Origin of the sequence: Bacillus sp. FSL K6-1012 (assembly GCF_037964915.1) — a bacterium.
In the GTDB taxonomy this organism is placed as follows: Bacteria; Bacillota; Bacilli; order Bacillales; family Bacillaceae; genus Bacillus; species Bacillus halotolerans.
Genome location: NZ_CP150175.1, coordinates 3,337,856 through 3,362,486, shown reverse-complemented (window position 1 = coordinate 3,362,486; position 24,631 = coordinate 3,337,856). Strand labels below are relative to the sequence as shown.

25 protein-coding genes are annotated in these 24,631 nt (G+C 48.0%); 17 read left to right on the top strand and 8 right to left on the bottom strand.

The window, feature by feature from the left end:
- Window positions 1-14 precede the first annotated feature (14 nt).
- The 6 genes from NSS75_RS17480 to pucE all read left to right on the top strand — a co-directional run bounded on the left by NSS75_RS17480 (window position 15) and on the right by pucE (window position 6,706).
- Window positions 15-1,265 carry an alanine--glyoxylate aminotransferase family protein gene (locus NSS75_RS17480; RefSeq protein ID WP_216393837.1) on the top strand — a complete coding sequence of 417 codons (1,251 nt, stop codon included), beginning with the start codon at window positions 15-17 and terminating at the stop codon, window positions 1,263-1,265.
- 216 nt (window positions 1,266-1,481) lie between these two features.
- Window positions 1,482-2,483 carry an XdhC family protein gene (locus NSS75_RS17475; protein WP_268545221.1) on the top strand — a complete coding sequence of 334 codons (1,002 nt, stop codon included), beginning with the start codon at window positions 1,482-1,484 and terminating at the stop codon, window positions 2,481-2,483.
- Window positions 2,480-3,145, top strand: a complete 666-nt coding sequence (pucB, locus tag NSS75_RS17470; RefSeq protein WP_268545220.1) for a xanthine dehydrogenase accessory protein PucB — start codon at window positions 2,480-2,482, stop codon at window positions 3,143-3,145. The genes NSS75_RS17475 and pucB overlap by 4 nt, the downstream gene beginning before the upstream one ends.
- Entirely contained in the window at window positions 3,084-3,917 is an 834-nt protein-coding gene (gene pucC, locus NSS75_RS17465) for a xanthine dehydrogenase subunit C (protein ID WP_339234133.1), read from the top strand. The genes pucB and pucC overlap by 62 nt, the downstream gene beginning before the upstream one ends.
- Window positions 3,918-6,155 (top strand): xanthine dehydrogenase subunit D, encoded by a 2,238-nt coding sequence (gene pucD / locus NSS75_RS17460; protein WP_339234130.1) that lies wholly within the window; start codon window positions 3,918-3,920, stop codon window positions 6,153-6,155.
- The gene (gene pucE / locus NSS75_RS17455) at window positions 6,146-6,706 is read left to right on the top strand and encodes a xanthine dehydrogenase subunit E (RefSeq protein WP_339234127.1); all 561 of its coding nucleotides are present in this window, start codon (window positions 6,146-6,148) and stop codon (window positions 6,704-6,706) included. Before pucD ends, pucE begins: the two co-directional genes overlap by 10 nt.
- A gap of 577 nt (window positions 6,707-7,283) precedes the next feature.
- Here the strand turns inward: pucE and NSS75_RS17450 are convergent.
- The 6 genes from NSS75_RS17450 to pucR all read right to left on the bottom strand — a co-directional run bounded on the left by NSS75_RS17450 (window position 7,284) and on the right by pucR (window position 13,884).
- A complete protein-coding gene (locus tag NSS75_RS17450) occupies window positions 7,284-7,361 on the bottom strand; it encodes a YjcZ family sporulation protein (protein WP_072175780.1) in 78 nt (25 codons plus the stop codon).
- 281 nt (window positions 7,362-7,642) lie between these two features.
- On the bottom strand, window positions 7,643-7,996 hold the full coding sequence (uraH, locus tag NSS75_RS17445; RefSeq protein ID WP_268498551.1) for a hydroxyisourate hydrolase: 354 nt from the start codon (window positions 7,994-7,996) through the stop codon (window positions 7,643-7,645).
- Window positions 7,996-9,480, bottom strand: coding sequence for a factor-independent urate hydroxylase (gene pucL / locus NSS75_RS17440; RefSeq protein ID WP_268498552.1), 1,485 nt, complete (start codon window positions 9,478-9,480; stop codon window positions 7,996-7,998). Before pucL ends, uraH begins: the two co-directional genes overlap by 1 nt.
- A gap of 13 nt (window positions 9,481-9,493) precedes the next feature.
- Window positions 9,494-10,786 carry a nucleobase:cation symporter-2 family protein gene (locus NSS75_RS17435; RefSeq protein ID WP_268498553.1) on the bottom strand — a complete coding sequence of 431 codons (1,293 nt, stop codon included), beginning with the start codon at window positions 10,784-10,786 and terminating at the stop codon, window positions 9,494-9,496.
- Between the two features lie 6 nt (window positions 10,787-10,792).
- Window positions 10,793-12,142, bottom strand: a complete 1,350-nt coding sequence (locus NSS75_RS17430) for a nucleobase:cation symporter-2 family protein (RefSeq protein WP_268498554.1) — start codon at window positions 12,140-12,142, stop codon at window positions 10,793-10,795.
- 146 nt (window positions 12,143-12,288) lie between these two features.
- The gene (gene pucR, locus NSS75_RS17425) at window positions 12,289-13,884 is read right to left on the bottom strand and encodes a purine catabolism transcriptional regulator PucR (protein ID WP_101859998.1); all 1,596 of its coding nucleotides are present in this window, start codon (window positions 13,882-13,884) and stop codon (window positions 12,289-12,291) included.
- Between the two features lie 180 nt (window positions 13,885-14,064).
- Between pucR and NSS75_RS17420 the strand changes: the two genes are divergently transcribed.
- The 7 genes from NSS75_RS17420 (at window position 14,065) to yunB (ending at window position 20,197) form a co-directional block, all read left to right on the top strand.
- Window positions 14,065-15,408: an allantoinase gene (locus NSS75_RS17420; RefSeq protein ID WP_268545212.1), complete on the top strand. Its 1,344-nt coding sequence runs from the start codon at window positions 14,065-14,067 to the stop codon at window positions 15,406-15,408.
- A gap of 98 nt (window positions 15,409-15,506) precedes the next feature.
- Window positions 15,507-15,854: a hypothetical protein gene (locus NSS75_RS17415; protein WP_024122739.1), complete on the top strand. Its 348-nt coding sequence runs from the start codon at window positions 15,507-15,509 to the stop codon at window positions 15,852-15,854.
- Window positions 15,855-15,891: 37 nt separating this feature from the next.
- Complete coding sequence (locus tag NSS75_RS17410) at window positions 15,892-16,740, top strand: DUF72 domain-containing protein (protein ID WP_024122738.1); 849 nt, start codon at window positions 15,892-15,894, stop codon at window positions 16,738-16,740.
- Window positions 16,741-16,757: 17 nt separating this feature from the next.
- Window positions 16,758-17,579 (top strand): sulfite exporter TauE/SafE family protein, encoded by an 822-nt coding sequence (locus NSS75_RS17405; RefSeq protein ID WP_101860000.1) that lies wholly within the window; start codon window positions 16,758-16,760, stop codon window positions 17,577-17,579.
- A gap of 20 nt (window positions 17,580-17,599) precedes the next feature.
- Entirely contained in the window at window positions 17,600-18,988 is a 1,389-nt protein-coding gene (locus NSS75_RS17400; protein ID WP_101860001.1) for a bifunctional UDP-sugar hydrolase/5'-nucleotidase, read from the top strand.
- 64 nt (window positions 18,989-19,052) lie between these two features.
- Window positions 19,053-19,358, top strand: a complete 306-nt coding sequence (locus tag NSS75_RS17395) for a YunC family protein (RefSeq protein ID WP_010331750.1) — start codon at window positions 19,053-19,055, stop codon at window positions 19,356-19,358.
- Window positions 19,359-19,429: 71 nt separating this feature from the next.
- Complete coding sequence (gene yunB, locus NSS75_RS17390) at window positions 19,430-20,197, top strand: sporulation protein YunB (RefSeq protein ID WP_059292623.1); 768 nt, start codon at window positions 19,430-19,432, stop codon at window positions 20,195-20,197.
- Window positions 20,198-20,224: 27 nt separating this feature from the next.
- Here yunB and lytH read toward each other — a convergent pair whose 3' ends face one another.
- Window positions 20,225-21,205: an L-Ala--D-Glu endopeptidase gene (gene lytH / locus NSS75_RS17385; RefSeq protein WP_095714003.1), complete on the bottom strand. Its 981-nt coding sequence runs from the start codon at window positions 21,203-21,205 to the stop codon at window positions 20,225-20,227.
- A 237-nt stretch (window positions 21,206-21,442) separates the two neighbouring features.
- Here lytH and lipA point away from each other — a divergent pair, with 237 nt between their 5' ends.
- Entirely contained in the window at window positions 21,443-22,339 is an 897-nt protein-coding gene (gene lipA, locus NSS75_RS17380; protein ID WP_010331747.1) for a lipoyl synthase, read from the top strand.
- Between the two features lie 15 nt (window positions 22,340-22,354).
- Here lipA and NSS75_RS17375 read toward each other — a convergent pair whose 3' ends face one another.
- The gene (locus NSS75_RS17375) at window positions 22,355-22,984 is read right to left on the bottom strand and encodes a YhcN/YlaJ family sporulation lipoprotein (protein WP_101860002.1); all 630 of its coding nucleotides are present in this window, start codon (window positions 22,982-22,984) and stop codon (window positions 22,355-22,357) included.
- A 112-nt stretch (window positions 22,985-23,096) separates the two neighbouring features.
- Here NSS75_RS17375 and NSS75_RS17370 point away from each other — a divergent pair, with 112 nt between their 5' ends.
- Genes NSS75_RS17370 through nucF form a run of 3 tightly spaced genes read left to right on the top strand, consistent with a single transcriptional unit; the run spans window position 23,097 to window position 24,631 of the window.
- Complete coding sequence (locus NSS75_RS17370; RefSeq protein ID WP_003228682.1) at window positions 23,097-23,372, top strand: YutD family protein; 276 nt, start codon at window positions 23,097-23,099, stop codon at window positions 23,370-23,372.
- Window positions 23,373-23,396: 24 nt separating this feature from the next.
- Window positions 23,397-23,831 carry a DUF86 domain-containing protein gene (locus NSS75_RS17365; RefSeq protein ID WP_101860003.1) on the top strand — a complete coding sequence of 145 codons (435 nt, stop codon included), beginning with the start codon at window positions 23,397-23,399 and terminating at the stop codon, window positions 23,829-23,831.
- A gap of 29 nt (window positions 23,832-23,860) precedes the next feature.
- On the top strand, window positions 23,861-24,631 hold the full coding sequence (nucF, locus tag NSS75_RS17360; RefSeq protein WP_044158995.1) for a 5' nucleotidase NucF: 771 nt from the start codon (window positions 23,861-23,863) through the stop codon (window positions 24,629-24,631).

Genomic DNA, 24,631 nt, shown 5'->3' with positions numbered 1-24,631 from the left:
AAGGAGGAATGGCTGTGTCAGGCAGAAAAGAATTATGTACACCGTTAAGAACGATTATGACACCGGGGCCTGTAGAGGTCGATCCGCGTGTATTAAGAGTGATGAGCACGCCGGTTGTCGGCCAATTTGATCCGGCGTTTACCGATATCATGAATGAAACGATGGAGATGCTCCGAGAATTATTTCAAACGAAAAATCGCTGGGCGTATCCGATTGACGGCACCTCCCGGGCGGGAATCGAAGCGGTGTTAGCGAGTGTCATTGAACCGGGAGATGACGTGCTTATTCCGATATACGGACGCTTTGGCTTTTTGCTGACTGAAATCGCTGAGCGGTACGGGGCGAATGTTCATACGATTGAGTGTGAGTGGGGAACGGTTTTTGACCCTGAGGATATTATACGGGAAATGAAAAAGGTGAAGCCGAAAATTGTGGCGATGGTGCACGGGGAAACATCAACTGGCCGAATCCATCCGCTGAAAGCGATTGGAGAAGCGTGCCGTGCTTGGGATGCACTGTTTATTGTCGATGCGGTAGCGACAATTGGGGGATGCGAGGTGAAAGTGGATGAATGGAACATTGACGCAGCTATCGGCGGCACGCAAAAGTGTTTGTCTGTTCCGTCGGGGATGGCGCCGATTACATATAATGAACGGGTGGCGGACATCATTGCGGCGCGCAAAAAGGTGGAACGCGGAATTGCGACTCAGGCAGACAAGGCGCCGCTTACCGGAAATCGTCCGATCACCAGCAATTATTTTGATTTGAGCCAGCTTGAGGATTATTGGAGCGAACGGCGGCTCAATCATCATACAGAAGCGACGACGATGCTTTATGCCTTGCGTGAGGGCGTGAGACTGGTGCTTGATGAAGGACTCGAAGCACGTTTCGAGCGGCATCAATACCATGAGGCCGCATTAATCGCCGGGATTAAGGCGATGGGGCTGAAGCTGTTTGGGGATGAGAGCTGCAAAATGCCTGTTGTCACCTGTGTGCAAATCCCGGACGGCATGGACGGAGAGTCGGTCCGCCATATGCTTTTGGCACAGTTCGGAATCGAAATCGCCAGCTCATTCGGCCCTTTAGCCGGAAAGATTTGGAGAATTGGTACGATGGGCTACAGCTGCAGAAGAGAAAACGTACTGTTTGTCCTTGCAGGATTAGAAGCTGTGCTTCTCAGACACGGCGCAGTGATCGAAGCGGGAAAAGCGCTTCAGGCCGCGCTTGATGTATATGAAAATGCTAAGAGCCAGGCAGCGATTTAAAGAAAAAGCTTGCGGAATTCCGCAGGCTTTTTTCATTTTCGCTCATTCTCCAATCTGATTTTCTCCGTTTGACTCTTTTTACAAATCCGTTTTCTCTGTGTTGCATTTTCTGACGGAGCATGAGTCACTTTTTCTTTTTTCATCTATTCTTTATACAAGGCACCTATAAAATGACGTTTTATTTCTTACAGCAATTTTTGAAAGGGGGATGCGGCATTGGAGTATTTTCACACGATTTTAGATGCGCTTCTGGAAGATCAGGACGAAGCTGTGCTGGCGACCATTGTACAAGTCGAAGGCTCTGCATATCGAAAAGCGGGCGCCACCATGCTCTTTAAGAAAAACGGAGAAAGAATCGGCTTGCTGAGCGGCGGGTGTCTGGAAGAGGATATATCCAAAAGAATCGGTGAACTCGGCGATCAGCTGACGACAGCGCTTATATCCTATGACATGCGGGCTGAAGACGATCTTTCGTGGGGCATGGGAGTCGGCTGCAATGGCGTTATTCATATCTATGCGGAACGAATCTCTCAGGAAAAAAAGCGGCACTATGAAAGAGTAAGAGACTGCCTTCATTCAGGAAAAGCCGTAACAGCCGTTACACAGATTGAATCCCCACAGTCAGGGCGTTATCTGTTTTTGTCAGAGAACGGATATTTTGGGCACTGGCCGGATGTGCCGCTTCAAGATATTCAACGCACCGCTTCAAGGCTTCATGTACCGCATTTTGATCCATCATCAAACATTTTTATTCAGCGTATTGAGCCGAAGCCGCGTCTCATTCTGTTTGGGGCGGGCCCAGATATGATACCGCTCGCCAATTTGGCGGCTGAGACCGGATTTTCTGTCATTGTGACAGATTGGCGGCCTGCATATTGCACAGCCTCTCTTTTTCCAAAAGCAGATCAGCTGATCACTGCCTTTCCGGAGCAGATGCTGAGTGAATTTGAATTTTCGCCTCAGGATTTCGCTGTTGTGGCGACTCACCATTTTCAGCACGATCAAGTCATCGTTGAATCCTTATTTTCTCGAGACCTTCATTATATCGGGCTTCTAGGCTCTGAAAACCGCACGAAACGGCTGCTGAATGGAAAACAGCCGCCCGCGCATTTTTACAGTCCGGTCGGGTTGAAAATCGGCGCGGAAGGCCCAGAGGAAATTGCCGTCAGCATCGTTGCGGAAATCCTTCAAACGCGAAAACGGCTGGCGGTTACATGAGCATTATCGGTGTATTTTTGGCGGCCGGAAAAAGCGAGAGAATGGGCACAAACAAGCTGGCATTGCCGCTAAAAGGAGAAACGATCGGATCGGCTTCATTAAAAACAGCTCTATTATCCCGTCTTGACCATGTGCTGATTGTCGAGAGGACAGAACATGCTTCACTTGAGTGGATCGGGGAGCAATATCAAGCACCGCCTTTTCTGGATCGCTGGAGTTTGCATGTCTGTAAAGAGGCGGAAAAGGGCCAAGGGCATTCCGTCAGCAGCGGGGTGAAAAAAGCGGAAAGCATGGGGGCAGACGGGGTCGTCATTCTGTTGGGTGACCAGCCGCAGCTTTCTGTCGATCATGTAAATGCCCTGATATCAAGGGCTCATGAAATGTTTGCCGTGTCAGCATCTTTGCGTACGCTCAGTCCGCCTATTTATTTCTCATCCGCCTGTTTTCCATATGTAAAGGAGTTAAAGGGAGATGAGGGTGCCCGCAGGCTGCTGAAAAACGGACAGCTTGGCACTGGAGCGGTGCTGGCAGTGAAAGCGTGCGAGGAACTGGAAGATATTGATATGCCGGAGGAATATGACACTGTCAGGAGGCGAATACATGAACGGACAAGTGACACAAGCGCGAATGAACATTCAATTATGGAGGCCGGCAGCGCTTGATGAGGCATTTTCTCTTTTGGAGCAGCTTGCGCCAGATGTGTGTGCAGTATCGGGCAGCACGCTGCTCCAGCTCCAATGGGACAAAGGAATTCTTCCGAAAGCGCATCTCATCAGCCTTGAAGGCATTGATGAGATGAAAGGCATTACCGCTGACGGCACCCATATGTCGATCGGGGCGCTCACCACGCTGAATGAATGCAGAAAAAACAGCCTCATCAAGCGGGATCTGGCTTGCTTATGTGATGCAGTTTCTGCTGTTGCAGCGCCGGGAATCCGAAGCCGGGCCACAATTGGCGGCAACATAGCGAGTAAAATAGGGGATTTGATTCCGCTTCTGCTTGTGCTTGATGCGGAGCTTATCGTTTATCAGAAGGAGCTTGTCAGGCTGCCGCTTGCTGAATGGATCTCCAGTGAAGAGTATTCACATGGAATCGTGACGCGTGTGATCATCCCGCATCATGATGGAGATCGTGTGTTTTTCCGCAAGCTGGGAAGGCGGCAGGCATTTACCGGAGCGGTTGCTGTGGCGGCAGGACGTTTACTGAAAGACAGTGACATTCGCCTCGCAGCGGGCCATGCCGATATCAGGCCGAAAAGATTAATAGAAAGCGAGGCGAAATGGATGGATCCTGAATGGGAGGCGCACGAGCTGTACGAAACACTTATCAAGGAGCTGCCGTTTTCAGCCGATGCTTTCGTGTCAGCGGCATACAGAAAAAAAGCGGCTGCCAACGTCATCATGTCCGAGCTGATGTTTGAGGGAGGGGAATAAATGAGCGTAAGCAAACCATCAAGAATAAGGCCAGATGGAAGGGAAAAGGTCACGGGTGAATTGAAGTATATGACTGATCTCACTTTTCCGGGGATGCTGTATGGCAAAATTCTGAGAAGCGCTTATCCTCATGCGGAAATCGTGTCGATTTGCACAAAAAAGGCTGAAGAAATGGAAGGTGTGCGAGCGGTTGTCACCCATAAGGACGTTCCAGGTTTCAACCGTTTTGGAATTGTCATCCCTGACCAGCCGGTTCTATGCGAGGATAGAGTGCGTTATGTCGGAGATGCAGTGGCGGCCGTCGCAGCAGAAACAGAAGATATTGCCGAAGCCGCGCTGGAGCTGATTCATGTGGTGTACAGGGAGCTGGAGGTCATTGATTCTCCGGAAAAAGCGCTCCGACCAGATGCGCATATGCTGCACCCGGACGGGAACATCCTTCATCGCGCGTTTTTCTCGCACGGCGATGTGGAAGCGGGATTCCAATCGTGTCACACGATTCTTGAAGAAACCTACGAACTGCCGCGGCAGATGCATACGTATATGGAAACGGAAGGGGGTGTAGCTGCTCCGGAACGTGACGGGGGTTTTACAATGTACGCTGGCACTCAGCACGGCTACAAGGACCGTTTTCAGCTTGCCCGCATTTTTGGTATTCCTGAAGAGAAAATTCGGGTTGTGTCGAGTCCGATGGGCGGCTCATTTGGCGGAAAGGATGAACTGAATATTCAGCCGTATGCCGCGCTTTTGGCCCGTAAAAGCGGACGCCCGGTCAAAATTCATCAGACGAGGCAGGAATCTGTACGCTCAGGAATCAAACGCCACCCGATGAAAATCACGATCAAAACAGGGGCTGATCAAACAGGAAAGCTTCTGGCTCATGATGTGAAAATCATTGCCGATACAGGCGCTTACGCCACGCTGGGACCGGCAGTCCTGGACTTTTCTGCTGAGCATGCCGCGGGTCCGTACCGCATCCCGAATATCCGCACTGAAGGGATCTCTGTGTTTACGAACAATGGGGTGGCGGGAGAATTCCGAGGCTTTGGCGGCAATCAAATTACATTTGCGCTTGAAACCCATCTTGATCGCCTCAGCAGCATGCTCCGCATCGACCCACTGGAACTGCGAAGAAAAAATATCAGAAAACCGCATGACCTGGGCCAGCTTGAGCATCGGATTGCGCCCACTGACGGAGCGGCGCAGGTGTTGAACGTCATTTCTGCATCTCCTATTCTCAAAAGAAAACATCAGACGTCTCGTTATAAACGAAGAGGTGTTGGAGCCGCGATTACCATGCACGGGGGCGGGCTTGGCTATGGCCGGATGGATGCCGCAGGAGGGCGCCTTTCCCTTTCAAGTGACGGCAAAATCACGGCTTCGTTTGGGTTTGAAGAGTGCGGGCAGGGCATCCTCGCCGCGATTGAACATATTGTCACCGAAGAGCTGGGCTGTGCGGCGGAGGATATTTCCATTATCATCGGAGATACCGCAAAAGTGCCAAAGTCAGGCTCCTCCACAGCATCCCGCGGCACGAGCATGGTGTGGCACGCGATCCAGCGTTTGAAGAAACCGTTTCTATATCAGCTGAAAAAACGTGCCGTACAACTGGTTCCCTGTTCGCCGGAACAACTCATTTTCGGCGCTGGGGGGCTGCGGATGCATAATACAAAGGATCTGGTGGTGACCTATAAGGAATTGGCAGAAAAAGGCCCTTTGACTGAGGAAACAGCATTCGATTTTCCGACAACGCCTGATCCTGTGGTCGGCGGCCATTTTCTCTACTCATTTGGAGCGGCTGCAGTTGAGGTGGAGATTGATCTATTAACAGGCGATGTCAGAGTGATAGATTGTGAGCACGCCATTGCGGCAGGGCCGGTTGTCAGTCCGCAAGGCTATCGTGGACAAATCGAAGGCGGCGCTGCTATGGCGCTCGGCTATACGCTGATGGAGGAAGCAAAAATGACGGACGGCCGTTACACGGCGGAGAATTTGGATCAATATGTCATTCCGGGAATCAAAGATGTTCCGGCAATGAAACTGACTGCGATAGAAGAGCTAATGGATGGTGACTCATATGGCCCGCGCGGTGTCGGAGAAATAGGAACGATCGCCATCACCCCGGCGATTGTAAAGGCTGTACATGACGCGATAGGGTGCTGGGTGAATAAACTGCCGATTTCGCGTGAAGAGCTGCTTGATGAAATAGACAGAAAGGGGATAAAGCAATGGACGTAAAAGAAGCAGGATCTTTCTCTGCAAGAAAGCAGCGATTCCGAATGAAAGTGAATGGAATAGAGCAGGAGGTTGATGCGGTTCCTACAGCTTGCTTGAGTGACCTTCTCCGGACAGAATTCCAGCTGACCGGAACTAAGGTTTCCTGCGGAATCGGCCGTTGCGGAGCATGTTCTGTCCTGCTCGACGGCAAGCTCGCCAATGCGTGTATGACCATGGCATACCAAGCGGACGGCCATTCGATCACAACCATTGAGGGGCTTCAAAAAGAAGAACTGGATATCTGCCAAACCGCTTTCCTGGAGGAAGGAGGCTTCCAATGCGGATATTGCACACCCGGGATGACGATTGCGCTTAAAGCTCTGTTTCAGGAAAAACCGCAACCTACTGACGAAGATATTGAAGAAGGGCTGGCGGGCAATTTGTGCCGGTGTACCGGTTATGGAGGGATTATGCGGTCAGCTTGCAGGATTAGAAAAGAGGTAGCAAGTGGGAAAAGGCAGTCATTGGACTTTTTCCGCAGCTACGGCAAAGCACCGGATATAAAAAATTAAGCGAATCGATAAAGGATAAACTTCAATTACAGATCGTGAAGATGAAATACCTCTTCTCCCTTTACTTTTTGCCTAGTTGTGTTTGATACTAGAAATGAGTAATGTTACAAATTAAGGAAAGAGGGAGAAGAGATGATGAATAACTTAAATTGGTGGAAAATACTTTTACTAACCTTTCTTTGTTCCCTGATTTTTTCTGTCGTCTTTGTCACTGTTCAACGGATTGACTTAATACTCAATCCACCGGAAGTACCTGTTAAATCGATTGAAAAAATAAAATAATTCATTTTGGAGAAAAGGGAATGAAAAAATTTTTTTGTAGGTGCGGAAGAAATCGATCCGATAGAAACTAACAAATCCGTTAACAAGCGTTTCTAAATGGTGGGATTAATTGAAGAGCGTGATCAAGACGCGGCCGCGTTGTGGGAAAACATCTCGCTCTCATCTCATATTGTAATGGAGGACGAGGATTTGTAGCGAGTGTTATATTTCCCTGCTCAAAACCTTGTCGCTATAGCAAAACAAACGCCATAAAGAATTCTTATGGCGTCTGACGGATATGGGGTAAGGTGAGTTCTTAATAGCCACCGAAGAAAGAAGTGCCAACGATGATTAATAGGATGAATAGCACCACGATCAAAGGGAATGACCTCATAACTTCACCTCCCTTAAAAGAGGATAGTACATGATATGCTGATGGAGATAACTTGATAGTGATACTAGTTTAATTGATTTTAAATTTTTTTTAGTCTAAGTAGAAATAGAGAACGATAAATTTAATATTTAAAAACAAACTCGAACTCTCAAATACGAGGTCCGGATGTGGCATAATTCGCAGGAACCTTCTCACAATAGGGAGGGTCTTTTATTTATGCAGTGATCCAGCAACCCCTAAACATTTGCGGAGCCCGCCTCACCAGCGGGCGGGCTCTTTTCTTAACTCCCCCTATACACCTGATAACCAAACGGCGACAGCAAAAGCGGGATATGATAATCAGCTTCCGGATCAGAAAGATGGAAACGAACTGTTACAATCGTTAAGAACGGCTCAGCCGTGTTCGCTTTCTTTCCCGCAAAGTACTCCCCCGCATGGAACTCCATCACATACTCCCCTGATTTCAGCTCTTCTCCCGCAAGGAGCGGAGCGTCGACTCGGCCGTCTTTATTCGTAAAAGCCCCTTTGATAAGAATAAGACTTTTGTCTTCGCACAGCCGCTTCAATTCGATTTTTACGTTTGCCGCGGGTTTGCCGCAGGTTAAGTCCAAGATATGCGTTGTCAGCTTCCCCATCAGGCATTCAGGCTCCCTAATGCTTCCCCGGCTTTCCGTTTTTCTTTCTCGGCGTCTTCTCTCGTCACGGTGAACCGCTGGAAACCGAATGGCGGGCGCGGTTCTGTGTAGACTTTTCCTTTTGTGCCCGGAATCTCTTCGACGACTGTATCCCATGTGTGATTTTGAGATTGGAAGCTGACATCCGCGAGCTGCGGGAATCTCGTTAATATTCTGCATCCGATATGATAGATTAAGTTTTGAATGGAGGGCGTTTCGAGCTCGTGAAATACAGTGCTCGCTAAGTCACGGACCTGCTCAGCCGCCACGTAACGGGCTGGATCGGCGGCGTATGCATCTTCCGTATGTTCGTAACGCCAGCTGATGTTTAAATAGACAAAGAGCGGACGATTTCCATCTTCAGGGAGAGTCGTATATTCGTCTCTGATAAAGCCGACGAAGGAGTTTCCGCTTACTTTGACAAGCTGGAGATCCGTTATTTCGCTGTATTGCTCCTTCAGCGTTATCGTATCCCCCATTCGTTCTGCTTTCAGCACCGACCGAGCGCGTTCATTGCACGATCTTCTGAAGACAAGCTGGCTTGTCCCGAGCTCTTGATCCTCGTATGCAGGCATCGCTTCAAACGGAATGTCTTCACCTGTCAGGGTGATCGTATCCATATGAGAATAGGTGTCTAAAAATCTGTGAGCCACATAATGCAAGAAGCCTTCGGTGGTTGTTCCCTCATAGGAAGCGAGGTGGCGCTGAATAAAGTTTTTCATCGAATCCGTAGCCACGATGAGCGTATTATCTCCGTCTGTAAATGACTGCAAAAAGGCATCTCCGCCAATTTCGCATGTCACGTCAATGCCAACAACTGTATTGGTTCTCCCGGTAAAAGAAGACTCTGGGATTTTCTTTATGCCTGTGAGCGGTTTTAAAAACGTTCGGTATGCAAACACATTTCCTTTGCCGTAAGACATGGTTCTTTTCATTTGAATCTCTCCTTTTTCTGTAATGATGTCCTCTAAACGAAAGCGGGCGATGCGGTATATTTCCTCAAGAGCCTGCTGGAATTCTGTTTCCGGTTTGTTCTTCAGCCTTGTCAGCAGAGCTTGGCGGATCTCCTGTTTCGTTTTTTCCTTTACCGCTAAAATAAAAGGAAAACCGAAGTTATGATAGTAGTCTTCATTTCGTTTGAGAAATTCCTCGTATTCCTGCTGTTCAAGCTTACTGAGCCCTGCGTTTTGCTGCTCTTTTACAGAGGAAGCGCTCATTGGTTTCTTGGTGCCGAGGCGAGGGTGTTTGCAGATGAGCTCAAGCTGTGTCTTGCGATCCGCAGCTTTGACTAAGCGGGACATTTTTTGATGCAAATCAGAAAGGGAGGAAAATGGGCGGAGTGCCGCGGCCTCCTCCGCAATCCATGCAGAGTGCTCGAAAATAGATCCAAGTGTGTCAGTCAGTGTTTGTCTATCCATTTGATTCAGGTCGTTAATCGTGAACATGAGCCATCACCCTTTACGTATTGATTTCCGCGCCATGGGGCCGTTTGAATTGAAAAAAAGCGTTCAGTGCGATCGCGGTTAAGCTGCCAATGACAATGCCGCTTCCGGTCAACACGGAAGCTGCTCCCGGAAGAGATGAAAACAAAGCGGGCACCGTCGTGGCGCCAAGCCCTAAGCTGACAGAAGAAGCAATGATCAGCAGATTGCCTTGTGATTCAAAATCGACGCCGGAAAGCATTTTAATACCGTAAGAAATGACCATGCCGAACATGACAATCATCGCGCCGCCGAGCACTGCATTCGGGATCACGGTCGTCAATGCCGCGGCTTTTGGAATCAGACCGACTGCCATCAGCATAAACCCGGTGATGGCGATGACATTGACACTTTTCATTTTTGAAAGCTGAACGATACCGACATTTTGCGAGAAGGCTGTATAAGGAAACGCGTTCAATAAGCCGCCAAGCACAATCGCAAGCCCTTCCGCACGGTAGCCTTTCTCAAGATCTTTCTCTGTTAGTTTCCGGTTTGTCATATCGGATAGAGCAAAGTAAACACCCGTTGATTCAACAAGGCTGACAATCGCAACCAATAGCATGGTGAGAATGGCGGGCAGCTCAAAGGTTGGCATGCCGAAATAAAATATAGAAGGAATATGAACCCAGGACGCCTCCGCGACCTCAGAAAAATCGACTTTTCCCATAAAGAAAGCGGCTGCCGTTCCAGCTGCAAGGCCGAGCAAAATCGCAATGGAGCGGATAAACCCTCTAAAGAAATAAAACAGCACTAAAATAAAGGCTGTAACGGCAAAGCCAAGGAGCACGTTGCCTAGTGAGCCGAAGTCTTTGCTGCCTTCGCCGCCGGCCAGGTTATTCATCGCCGTCGGAATCAGGCTGATGCCGATAATCATAACGACTGAGCCGGTTACGACCGGCGGGAAAAAACGGACAAGCTTCCCGAAGAAGCCCGCGGCTAAAACGACAATCAGCCCGGCTGCGATAATCGAACCGTAAATCGCTGAGACACCGTATGTGCTGCCAATAGAAATCATCGGGCCGACTGCAGTAAACGTACAGCCGAGCACAACAGGAAGGCCGATGCCGAAATAGCGGTTTTTCCAGAGCTGTAACAGAGTCGCAGCCCCGCACATAAACAAATCAATGGCAATTAAATACGTCAGCTGGCCCGCATTGAGCCCGATCGCAGCTCCGACGATCAGAGGGACGAGAATGGCTCCCGCGTACATCGCCAGCATATGCTGAAGCCCAAGCATCAAAAGCTGAAAGGAATGATACTGTTCCTTCATCTCTATTTACACCTCTTTTTCTAAAACGAGTGTGTTTTCTAATACAGGCTGTTTTTCCTTCTGAACGGTTTTTTCCTTTCTGTCGCGCAAACTGAAGAATAGGTTTAAAAGGATCGCAGTCAGGCTTCCTGTGATCATGCCGTCACTGACCAGAATGCGGATCGGAGCGGGAAACTCTGCGAAAATCGCCGGTACTGTGCTGGCGCCGATACCGAGTGCGATTGAGCAGGCGATGGTCAGCAGATGATATTGGTTTTTCAGATCCACTGTACTGAGCATTTTTACTCCGGAGGCGATAACCATGCCGAACATGACAACGGTTGCGCCACCGAGCACAGCCGCGGGAACGGAGGAAGCAAGAGCGGCAACCTTAGGAATCAGCCCGAGGAAAAGAAGGATACAGCCCGCGGTGACGACGACGTTTCTCGTTTTCACCTTTGTCAGCTGCAATAATCCGGCGTTTTGTGCAAATGTATTATAGGGAAAGGCGTTGAACAGCCCGCCTATCATAATGGCGAGTCCTTCCGCCCGGTAGCCTTTGACCAGGTCTTTTTCGGTTAGAGGCCGGCCGCATATCTTTCCGATGGCGTAAAAAACGCCGGTTGATTCAACAATAATGACAATTCCGACGATCAGCATCGTGATGATCGGACCGATTTCAAAAGATGGAGCGCCGAAGTAAAACGGCTTCGGGATTTGAAAGAAAGGGGCTTCAGATACAGATGAAAAGCTGACCTTGCCCATGACGGCAGCCGCCGCAGTACCCGCAGCAATCCCGATCAGAACGGAAAGCGTTCGGGCAAACCCTTTGAGAAAGCGGTTGAGGACTAAGATCAGGATAAGGACGCTGACAGAAAGAAGAAGATTTTCGAGCGAACCGTACTCGGGATTGGCGCTGCCGTTTGCTTTTTCTCCGCCAGCCATATTTTTCACACCTGTCGGAACAAGAGAAAGACCAATCAAGGTGACAACAGTTCCTGTTACGACAGGAGGGAATAACACGGTCAGCTTGCCGAAGAAACGGGCACACAAGAAGATCAAGACACCGGCTGCGATGATTGAACCGTAAATCGCTGAAATGCCGTAATTTGCACCAATTGCAATCATCGGGGTGACGGCCACGAACGAGCTGCCGAGCATGACGGGAAGCCCAATGCCGATGTGCGTTCCTCGCCAGGTCTGCAAAAGCGTCGCGGCTCCGCATGTTAACAGGTCAATCGCCAATAGGTAGGACAGCTGTTCCGACGTTACATTCAGCGCTCTGCCGACAAGCAGAGGCACCAAAATCGCACCTGCGTACATGGCCAGCACATGCTGCAGGCCAAGAGTGAACACCGCAAACGGTTTTTGTTTCACTATAGCTCCTCCTTTTACATGTGAACTTTAGTAACATGATAGCGTGCCGTTTGCCAGATGTCATTGGGTACAGTAGCTGAAAAATAGGAGCGTTATTGCTGAAAGTAACGAAAAACCATTTCTTTTGTAACATTATATGACAAATGCTAGCTGATCAGCCGCTGCATCCGCAAGGCAAGCCGCAACCGCATTGTCGTTTCGGGATCTTTTAAGCTCTTGCCCAGTAATTCTTCACACTTTTCGAGGCGGTAGATGACCGTATTGCGATGCACGTACAAGCGTTTTGCCGTCTCGGAAATCTGGCAGTGTGTCTCTAGATAGACAGACAGTGTGTGAAGCAGGCTTTGATCCTCCTGCTGCTTTTCAGCCAAGCTTTGAAGAGTGGAATTGTAAAATTTCTTCAAATCCTCAACCGGGAGCAGGCGGAGAAGCTCAGGAACATCTTTCGCGTGGTACACTTGGATAAACTCCGTGCTTCTTGATAAATGTCCTGATTGGAGAGCGTCAGACGCTTCTGTGAAAGCGTCCGGAACATCGATCAGCTTTTGGCAAATGTTGCTGATGCCAAAGGACAATGTCCGTTTAAATTGGTTTTTAACCTGTGCCTGAAACTGCTCTAAAAAGCTGATCACCGAAGCGTGCATTTCACTCCAGCTGTCTGTCGCCTCGATCAGCAGAATGCCGACATTTCCTTTAATAAAGAGGTGAGGCGGGAATGGGAAGGCAGACAATTCGCCTTCGAGAAATTCAAATACACTGTCAGAGGCCAGCTGATTTTCAGTAAAGCTGATCGATCTGTCATTCCGGTCGAGCTTTCCGGCGATGCACATATATTTTTGATCCCAGCTGAGCTTAAATTCTTTTGCCCGGTTTTTAATTTCGTCGTCTGAAGAGAACGACCGCTCGATAAAATTACTGAAAAACTCATTCCGCGCCCGCCGGCTGTATTGCTTCAGCGCGTTTTCCTTCAGCAGCTCAAAGGAAATCACGTTCGCAGCCTGTTCAATGGTGAGAATCAATCCTTTATCAGCGGCTTGGACCATTTCCGGTATAAGCAGGTAGCCGCAGCTTTTTTCGTGATTATAGATAGGAAGGACAGAATATGTTTTCTGATTTGAGATCGAAGAAAAACAAGTGAAAAACGGCCCGGACACGGTGTGCAGCGTGCTTTTGAGCTTTTCGGTTTCAAATGAAATCTGATGAGATGCAGAAAGCATTTTGGCATGCTGGTCAAGGAGCAGCACGGGAAGATGAAGGAGGTCTGATACCTTTTTGAGCAGAGATTGCAATCCCTTGCCGCTCATAATGTGGTTTGTGAATTTCTTATGTGCGTAAATGGCTTGCTGAAGCTCGTTTGAACGCATATCAAGAATATGGCTCAGCGTGGCGTTGACAATGTCTCCGAGGCGTATATGCTCAGGGAGCTCGATGATCGGAAACGCGTGTGAATCGGCGAGGTCAATGATTTCTTTCGGGATATCCTCCAGGTACCGTTTTGTTTTAATGCCGAGACCGGCACAGCCGCGTTTTGCCATTTGCCGAATCAGCTCTGATAACTGGTGAGGATTGTCCTTCAGGTGATACGCGGTGGTGACGAGCAGCTCGTCTTTATGCAGAAAATCCGCGATATCAGGAGCATCCATCATGTTGACATGCTGAACCTCTCTTTCTCCCCCTGCTTTGCCCGCAATTAAAACTGCATTTTCGTAAGCCGGTATTTTCATCACATCAAAAATATTCATAGCTCATTCTCCTTTTTTCACAAAAAGTAACCATTGGTTAAGATGAATAAATTTCATTATTAATTCTAGCTGTTTTGCTGATGTAATACGATCATAGTAACAGTAAAATGTTGAAAATAGACTGATTGTGTTACATAAACTGACATAAAAATTCATCATCCTTACAGGGGAGGGTTCAGTATGGCTTACGATTTAGTAATAAAAGGAGCAAAGGCAGTCACGCCGGATGGTGTTAAAGAAGCTGATATTGCAATGAAAAACGGGACTATTGCCAAGATCGGTTCTGCAATTGAAGCAGAGGGGGCACCAGTTGTGGAGGCTAGCGGGCAATATATTTTTCCGGGTTCGATCGATTGCCATGTTCATTTCAACGAACCGGGCAGAGAGGATTGGGAAGGGTTTGAAACGGGCTCACAGATGATGGCTGCAGGCGGCTGCACCACTTATTTTGATATGCCGCTGAACTGCATTCCATCCACGGTGACGGCTGAAAACATTCTCGCAAAAGCTGAAATCGGCAGGCAAAAATCGGCGGTGGATTTTGCGTTATGGGGCGGCCTTGTGCCCGGTCATATTGATGACATACATCCGATGGCTGAAGCGGGTGCGATAGGATTTAAAGCATTTTTATCAAAATCAGGCACAGAGGAGTTTCGCTCTGTTGATGAACGGACCTTGCTCAAAGGCATGAAAGAAATCGCGGCCGCAGGAAAAATCCTTGCTCTTCACGCAGAAAGCGATGCGATCACAAGCTTTTTGCAGATGGAATGGGCGAATAAAGGGAAAGTGAATGCAGATGCATACGCGGCCTCCCGCCCGGAGGAAGCCGAAGCTGAAGCGGTGTATCGCACGATTCAGTATGCGAAAGTGACGGGCTGTCCGGTTCATTTTGTCCATATCAGCACGGTGAAAGCGGTTCGGCTGATTAGAGAGGCGAAACGGGAAGGGCTTGATGTTTCGGTCGAAACATGCCCGCATTATGTTTTGTTCAGCCATGACGATTTACGGGAAAAGGGTTCTGTCGCAAAATGCGCCCCTCCGCTCAGATCGCAGCCATCAAAAGAGGCGTTAATTGATACGCTGATCGCGGGGGATATTGACATGGTGTCCTCGGACCACTCCCCCTGCCGTCCTTCTCTGAAGCGGGAGGATAATATGTTTTTGTCATGGGGCGGAATCAGCGGCGGGCAGTTTACTTTATTGGCCATGCTTGAATTGGCCCTTGAGCGGGATATTCCATTTGAAACCATTGCTGAATGGACAGCGGGGGCACCCGCGAAGCGATTCGGCCTTCAGCAAAAAGGGAGGCTTGAAGAGGGGCGAGACGCGGATCTCGTTCTCGTCAGCATGGAGCCGTACACAGTCACAACAGAAACGATGTTTGCAAAACATAAGCAGAGCATTTATGAAGGACATACTTTCCCCTGCCGCATCTCGGCCACCTACAGCAGAGGACGGAGCGTGTACAGTGATGGGGAGAAAGCAGACAGCGGAATTGAGGGAGCATTGGTCGTTCCTTCGTAAGCCCGGCAGATTGAATTCTGCCGGTTTTTTTATGTCAGTGACTTTGGTTTTTAAAAATCAATCATCGTGGTATCTTTTTAAAAAGGGGGCTTTCGATGATGGAACACATCAAACACATACTAAATCAATCATGGTCGCTGCATACGAGTTCCAAATGGACGAAAGAATGCCCGGCATGCGGCCAATGCGGCGTGACGGCATTGGTGATACAGGAGCAATTCGGGGGCGATATTTTCAAAACAAAGGTCGGTGGGAGCTGGCATTTTTATAACAGCATAAATGGGGCTGTGTATGACTTTACGAGTGAACAGTTTCAGGAGCCTATTGAGTACCAAAATATCCCTTCCTCAAGAGAGGAGGCGTTTTTGGATACCAATGAGGAACAATATCAGCATCTGCGCTCAGCGTTTTTCCGCAATATGAACAGCATTTCCGAGGAAACCTGAAAACGCGTGTGATAAACTGGAAGAGAGGTGAATGATTGTGATTTATATCGGACTGACGGGATGGGGGGATCATGACAGCATTTATCCGCCGAAAACGGCCAGCCAGAAAAAATTGCAGGCCTATTCCTCCCATTTTCCGATCGTGGAATTAGACGCGAGCTTTTACGCGATTCAGCCGGCGCGCAACAATGAAAAGTGGGTGAAGGAAACACCGGAAACCTTCCAATTTATCATTAAAGCGTATCAGGGCATGACGGGGCATCAGCGCGGCGACATTCCGTTTGACTCCAAAGAGGAGATGTTTGATGCTTTTAAGCTGTCCTTAACGCCATATTTACATAGCAATAAGCTCGCCATGGTGCTGTTTCAATTTCCGCCGTGGTTTGACTGCAAGAAAGAAAATGTCGCTTATTTAAGATGGTGCAAAAATCAAATGGGCGATATTCCTTGCGCGCTTGAGTTCAGAAACCGCTCCTGGTTTTCGCCGCCATTTTATGAGCAGACGCTTTCCTTTATGAAAGCGGAAGGCTGGATTCACAGCGTATGTGATGAACCGCAAATCGGCGATGGAAGTGTCCCGACTGTGTTGCGGGCGACCGATGAAAACAAAACGCTCGTCAGGTTTCACGGACGCAATAAGCAGGGCTGGATGAAGCCTGATGGCGGGAAAAACTGGCGTGAGGTCAGATATTTATACCGCTATAACAAACAGGAGCTGGAAGACTGGAAAAAGCATCTGAATGAATTGCAGCAGCAGTGTAAAGATGTATTTGTCCTGTTCAACAACAATTCCGGCGGAGACGCCGCGGATAACGGCAAGCAGATGCTTGAACTGCTTGATATCGAGTACTCCGGACTTTCTCCGAGACAGCTCGATTTATTTTAGAAAAGAGGTTTTGATTGATGTCGTTTGTGATTTTGATCGTACTGGGATTTATTGCGGGTACGGTAGGAAGTTTGATTGGACTCGGCGGCGGGATTGTCATCGTTCCGGCCATGATGTTTTTAAGCGCGGTGACGCCGTATTTTCAGGATGTGACGCCGCAGGTCGCCATCGGGACTTCGCTTCTGGTCATTATTTTTACGGGTCTTTCCTCAACTTTGGCTTATATTAAATATAAAACGGTTGATTATAAAAGCGGGCTCATTTTCTTTATCGGTTCAGGTCCCGGCAGCATTATTGGGGCTTACGTGTCAAAGCTTTTTAATTCAAACTCGTTTTCCATTTGGTTTGGCATATTTATGATTCTTATTTCATTATCCTTAATGCTGAAAGCGAAGGCGCGGCCGGTAAACAAAGAGCACAGAGGAATAATACGGACTTTTCAGGATGATGCCGGAGAGCCCTATACTTACTCGTATCAGGCGCCTGTCGGGATTGCCATCGCCTTTGTTGTCGGCTTTTTAGGCGGGCTCTTTGGAATAGGCGGCGGCTCGCTGATGGTTCCGGCCATGATGCTGTTATTTCTGTTCCCGCCAAAGGTTGCGGTGGCAACGTCCATGTTCATTATTTTCCTGTCCTCTATGACAGGATCTGTTTCACATATCATGTCCGGGCATGTGAATTGGCTGTATGCCCTCGCACTTGTGCCCGGCGCTTGGTTCGGCGGAAGGCTTGGCGCCGCCATCAACCGAAAAATGCAGACGAAAACGATCGTTATGATTATGAGGATCGTATTAATTTTGATCGGCTGCCAGCTCATTTATGAAGGCATTTTCAGCTGAACGATTAGGGAGAGAATGGTATGAAAGAGAAGCTCCGCTTATATCACACAAATGATTTGCACAGCCATTTTGAAAATTGGCCAAAAATAACAGATTATATTGAGCAAAAAAGAAAAGAACATCAGTTGCACAGCGAAGAGACGCTCGTTTTTGATATTGGTGATCATATTGATCGTTTTCATTTTGTGACAGAGGCGACATTCGGAAAAGCCAATGTAGACCTCTTAAACCGTCTTGAAATTGATGGAGCGGCTATCGGCAATAACGAGGGGATTACGCTTCCTCATGAAGAGCTTGCTTCTTTATATGATCATGCCGAGTTTCCCGTTATCGTCTCTAATCTGTATGACAAAAACGGAAACCGCCCGTCCTGGGCGGTTCCTTACCATATCAAAACATTGGGAAACGGCATGACCATCGCTTTGTTAGGCGTAACGGTGCCGTATTATCCCGTATATGACAAGCTGGAATGGACTGTTACTGATGCGCTCGAAAGTATAAAAGAAACCATACAGGAAGTGAAAGGACAGGCTGATATCATCGTTCTCCTGTCGCATTTGGGAATTCTTGACGATCAAGCGGTTGCTGAAGCGGTTCCGGAGATTGACGTTATCCTCGAGTCTCATACTCACCATCTGCTTGAAAATGGACAGATGGTCAACGGCGTATTGCTTGCCAGCGCTGAGAAATACGGAAACTATGTCGGCTGTGTAGACATCACGATGGACACTGAAAAGCGAAAAATCATCAGCAAAACAGCGTCTGTTCAAAACATGGCTGAATGGACAGGGGAATCGGCGGAAACCAAAGCATTTCTTGAGGAAAAAGAGCGTGAAGCCAAGGAAAAGCTGTCCGTTGCCGTTGCGGAGCTTGCGCAAGATGCTGAAGTCAAGTGGTTTGAAGAATCTGATCTGCCTTTACTTTTGGCATATGCGTTAAAGGAATGGTGCGGAGCCGACATCAGCATGGTGAATTCCGGCGTCATCCTCGGACCGCTTAAAGCCGGCCCGGTGACCAAGCTTGACCTGCACCGCATCTGCCCTCACCCCATCAACCCGGTTACTGTCCGCCTGACGGGAGAGGAACTGAAGGAAACGATTGTTCATGCCGCTTCGGAACAGATAGAGCAGCTCCGAATTAAAGGATTGGGCTTCCGGGGAGAAGTGATGGGAAAAATGGTGTACGCGGGTGTCGATGTCGAAACAAAACGGCTGGACGATGGGATGACCCACGTCACCCGGATTACGCTGAACGGAGCTGACATAGATAAAAATAAACAATACGCTGTGGCCGTGCTTGACATGTTTACGCTCGGCAGGCTGTTTCCAATCATCCGCGACGCCGAGGTAAAAGAATATTTTATGCCGGAATTTTTGCGGGATCTGCTTGCCTGGAAGCTTGCACAATAAGGAGGTCAGCCCACAACAAGCCGTGCCCTTCATCATAAAGTGATGAAGGAAGGGAGTGGTTGACGTGGTAAATCTGACACCGATTATGATCGAAGGACAGCCTTTTACAGCTGTGACAGTAAAGCTTCCAAAAACAAATTTCATGGCAGTTTCCAATGATCACGGATACATTATGTGCGGCGCGCTTGATGTGGCGCTGCTGAATGAAAAATTAAAGGAGCGTGGAATTGTGGCGGGACGGGCGGTTGGTGTGCGAACAATTGACCAGCTGTTAGACGCCCCTTTAGAATCCGTCACATATGCCGCAGAAGATCTTGGCATTCATGCCGGCATGAGCGGCAGAGAAGCGCTTTTAAAAATGGTGAAATAAAATAAATTGGCCCGGCTATTACTATGTCCCCCCTTACAAGCATACATTGTGATATGTAAGGGGGGATTTTCTTGCCAAGATATCGCGGCCCTCTTCGCAAGAGAGGACCTTTGCCTTTCCGGTACGTGCTGCTGCTGTCACTCGTATTTTTTATCATATCAACAACAGTCAGCCTTTGGATTATCAACGGCTCGATTAAACCGGTATTAATGAGCATCGGTGAAATGGAAACGAAGCGTGTGGCAACAGAGGTGATTCAGGATTCGATTGAGGATTATATGTCTGACAGCGAAAATATGAAAGATATGTTTCAAATGAATTCTGATGAAAACGGAAATTTAACGACAATCGATTTTAATACACAGATTATAAACAGTGTGAAAACAAAGGTGACAAAACAGCTTCAGTCTCATTTGAAAGAGATGGAAACCCACACCGGACACAGCGGCGCCAGTGAAAATATTATGATCAACATCCCATTGGGACAGGTGACAGGAAACAGCCTTCTTGGAAACCTCGGCCCGAAAATCCCGGTCCGGTTCAATTTAATTGGTGACGCCTTTACGGACGTCAAAACAAAAATAAAGCCATACGGCATTAACAACGCACTTATTGATATCAGCATCTTCGTAGAAATTAAAGTGAAGGTCATTATCCCGTTCGCAAGCAAAACGGCCGTGGTCACCAATAATGTTCCTGTATCAATTAAAGCAGTGCAGGGCGAAGTGCCGCAATTTTATAACGGAAGCGGCGGTTCAGGTGTTACGCCTTCTGTCCAGCTTCCAAGCAGCAAAGAAGAAGACAGCCATGATTCAAAAAATGAAAAAAACAGCAAATAAAGCCGCCTTTTCATGAGGCGGCTTTCATCATTTCTTTTTCTTGTACTCATAGCGCTCCCAAGCTCTCAAATGAGGATAAGGATCAAACGACCATTCAGTTTTTCCATTATCCTTATACATGCCATAGTGCAGGTGCGGCGGAAATTTTCCGGCCGTGCCAGGCGGGCCGTATCCTGAGCTGCCCACTGACCCGATCACTTGACCGGGCTCAACGATCTGCCCTGTTTTAATGCCTTTTGCAAACCCATTGAGATGGGCGAAATAATGATACGTATTGTTAATATCTCTGATGCCGATTCTCCATCCTCCAAAGCGGTTCCAGCCTTTCATTTCAATGACGCCGTAACAGGTGGATTTAACAGGAAGGCCATAGTGGGCAAAGAGATCTGTTCCTTCATGAATCCGCCTTCCCCCAAAGCCGCGGGCGTCTCCCCACGTGCTGCGGTAGCTGTAATCCGTTCTGATCGGAAGCGGAAACGCATGCTCGCCCAAATCAATATGACCGTAAGCCTTAAACAGCTTCATGAACTCGGATATGATTCCCACCGTTTGATCACGGCGGTAATAATTCCAGAGCCCAATGCGGATATTCTCCTCATCTGTGCCGTATGACAGCAGATATTGTGCGAATGTATACAGAATGTCTTCATCATTGCTGACCTCGGCTTTCCCGTCGCCGTCACCGTCCATTCCGATTCCGTCAAACACTTTTATGCTTAACGGCGCATCGTCTTTCGGATTCGGGTTTTCTGGTCCGCTCCAGATCTCATCCGGTACATAGATGCTGATGATTCCCGTTTTTTCAGGCAGATCCTTTCTGTTGCTCCGCACATTCTCCTCGTATTGATCAACAGCGGCAAGCGCATACCAAGGAATCTGCGTTACAGCCTCGACTTTATGATATAATTCCATCCGTTTGGAAAGCACCGGATCTGAAAGCTCTTTTCCAGACGCATAAGGTTCAAATGCAAACAAAAGGAGAAGAAGGGCAGATAACACAACTTTCACAAAATAATCTCCTTTCAATATTGAATACACATAGTTTGCGGCAACCCGGCGAGAAAATGTCAGTAATCATCTTCCCTTGTCGAGAAATTTTTCCTATGTTAAAGTGTCTAAAGAAAAGACTTTCTTTAGTTAGAAAAACATTATTTTTGTTGCAGAAATGAAAAAACTGCACCTATCTCGTTTTCAGAATGTTTCGTGTCAGAAATTGAGTATATTGGATATTGGAGATGATGGGAATTGGCAAAGAAAGACGAACACCTCAGAAAGCCCGAATGGCTCAAAATCAAATTAAATACAAATGAAAATTATACAGGACTCAAAAAACTCATGCGGGAAAACAATCTGCACACCGTATGTGAAGAAGCAAAATGTCCGAATATTCATGAATGCTGGGCAGTGAGACGTACAGCGACATTTATGATCTTAGGATCCGTTTGTACGAGAGCGTGCCGTTTCTGCGCAGTCAAAACGGGTCTTCCGACTGAGCTTGACCTGCAAGAGCCGGAACGCGTAGCAGATTCCGTCGCTCTGATGAATCTGAAACACGCGGTTATCACAGCTGTTGCGCGTGATGACCAAAAAGACGGCGGTGCGGGTATTTTCGCGGAAACTGTCCGTGCAATCCGCAGAAAAAGCCCGTTCACAACGATTGAGGTGCTTCCGTCAGATATGGGCGGAAACTATGATAACTTAAAAACGTTAATGGATACGCGCCCTGACATCCTGAATCACAATATCGAAACGGTTCGCCGCCTGACGCCAAGAGTCCGCGCGCGTGCGACGTACGACCGTTCGTTGGAATTTTTGCGCCGCGCGAAAGAAATGCAGCCTGACATCCCGACAAAATCAAGCATCATGATCGGACTCGGTGAAACGAAAGAAGAAATTATCGAAGTGATGGACGACCTCTTGGCAAACAATGTTGATATTATGGCAATAGGCCAATATCTGCAGCCGTCGAAGAAGCACTTAAAAGTCCAAAAATATTATCACCCTGATGAATTTGCAGAATTGAAGGAAATCGCGATGCAAAAAGGCTTCAGCCACTGTGAAGCCGGTCCGCTTGTCCGTTCCTCCTACCATGCGGATGAACAGGTTAACGAAGCATCTAAAAAACGCCAAGCGCAAGCATAATGCCAAAACGCCAGATCATCTGGCGTTTTTGTCATTCCTATTCGTTTCCTTGTCCTGGCGTGTTTCTCCATTGGCATTTTCGTTTTCCGAGACAGGGCTTCCTTGCGGGGAGGTTTTCATTTCTTGTATCGTCCCCGACATGATGTCTCTGACATCTCTTGAACCGGAACCGAGATTGCTGTAATTTTTGATGGCCTGCATGTGATTTGGATTGTCGGAAATGTACACATGATAGTAACGCGGAATCACCGAAACCGCCGTTTTTTTCACTTGATCAGCTGTCAGCTCACGGTTTTTCGAATCTGTTTTGTACACGACAAGCGCTTCTTGGTCAGTGACAAGCGCTGCGGCATCTTGAATATGAGGGAGCTGAACCGTTAAGCTTGATATAATGTGAGCGGTTTCTTCACGGTCTGGCACCGGAGTTTCTTGCTGTTCGCCGTCAAATTGTTCTTTTTGATAGCGGACATAACCAAACTGTTCATTCTCATCATGCCTGTTAAAAGCTTCATTGCGGTCAGATACATGAATGGGCCTGGTTTCATTTTGATGCTGGGCATTCTGTTCAGCGTTATTGAGTCCTGCGCCTCCGCATCCGGATAAAAGCCCGGTCATCAGGCAGAGGCTGACAGCAGTTCGCTTCATTTGTAATCCCTCCTCATGTGTAGGGTAGCCAAATCACACGAATTATTCTTTAGCAATTGATGGGGACGGGGCAATGAATTATGATAGGAATGAGTGAAAAAGAGGTGAGATCATGATTCTTATTCAAAATGCCGAATTTGAGCTGGTGCACAATTTCAAAGACGGCTTCAACGAAGAGGCTTTTAAAGCCCGTTATTCCGATATTTTAAATAAATACGATTACATTGTGGGAGACTGGGGATACGGCCAGCTCAGGCTCAAGGGCTTCTTTGACGACCAGAATCAAAAGGCGACCTTTGAAACGAAAATCAGCACATTGGACGAATACATTTACGAATACTGTAATTTCGGCTGTGCGTATTTTGTATTAAAACGGATCAGAAAATAATCATTACACAAAGGGGATGCTGTCATGTATTTTGTTGACAGAAACAAGATAGAGCATACACTTGGGTTCTTCGAGCGTCAGCTGGCGCTGTTTCATTCACAAACAGACTGGGAATCCGAGATCGAGGGGCTCGCGCTTGAACGCATCGGCCACCTGTTAATCGAATGCATTCTCGATACAGGAAATGACATGATTGACGGTTTTATTATGCGGGACCCGGGCAGCTATGATGATATCATGGACATACTGGTTGATGAAAAAGTCGTAACGGAAGAAGAGGGGGCAGAGCTGAAGCAATTGATTGCGTACCGAAAAACATTGGTTCAGCAATACCAGCTCGCTGACAGTGCAGAGCTTTACAAGCTGATCACCGCGCATCTAGCGGTCCTTCAAGTCTTTCCGAAACGAATCAGAAGCTACTTGGAAACAGAGCTGGGCCCTGTTTCCGCGTTTAAATAACGACAGGAAAGCCACAGGAGTGTTTAAAAATGAAAACATATAAAGGATATTTAATTGATTTAGATGGAACGATGTACAACGGCACAGAAAAAATCGAGGAAGCGTGTGAATTTGTCAGAACGCTGAAAGACCGCGGCATTCCTTATCTTTTTGTGACAAACAACTCTTCCCGCACACCGAAGCAGGTGGCGGACAAGCTGGTCTCTTTTGACATTCCGGCAACAGAGGAGCAGGTTTTTACGACAAGCATGGCGACTGCCCAGCATATCGCCCAGCAGAAAAAAGACGCGTCTGTGTATGTGATCGGGGAAGAAGGAATTCGCCAGGCGATTGAAGAAAACGGCCTGACCTTTGCAGAGGAAGATGCGGACTTTGTTGTTGTCGGAATTGACCGCGGGATTACATACGAAAAACTTGCCGTCGGCTGCCTCGCAATCAGAAATGGCGCCCGCTTTATTTCCACAAACGGTGACATTGCCATACCGACTGAAAGAGGCCTCCTGCCGGGCAACGGTTCACTGACCTCTGTGTTAACCGTATCCACAGGCGTGCAGCCGGTATTTATCGGCAAGCCGGAATCCATCATCATGGAGCAGGCGATGCGTGTTCTCGGCACTGATGTATCCGAAACACTTATGGTCGGCGACAACTACGCGACTGACATTATGGCAGGCATTAATGCAGGGATGGATACGCTGCTTGTCCACACAGGCGTAACGAAAAGAGAGCATATGACAGACGATATGGAAAAACCGACTCACGCTATTGATTCTCTGACTGAGTGGATTCAGCATATATAA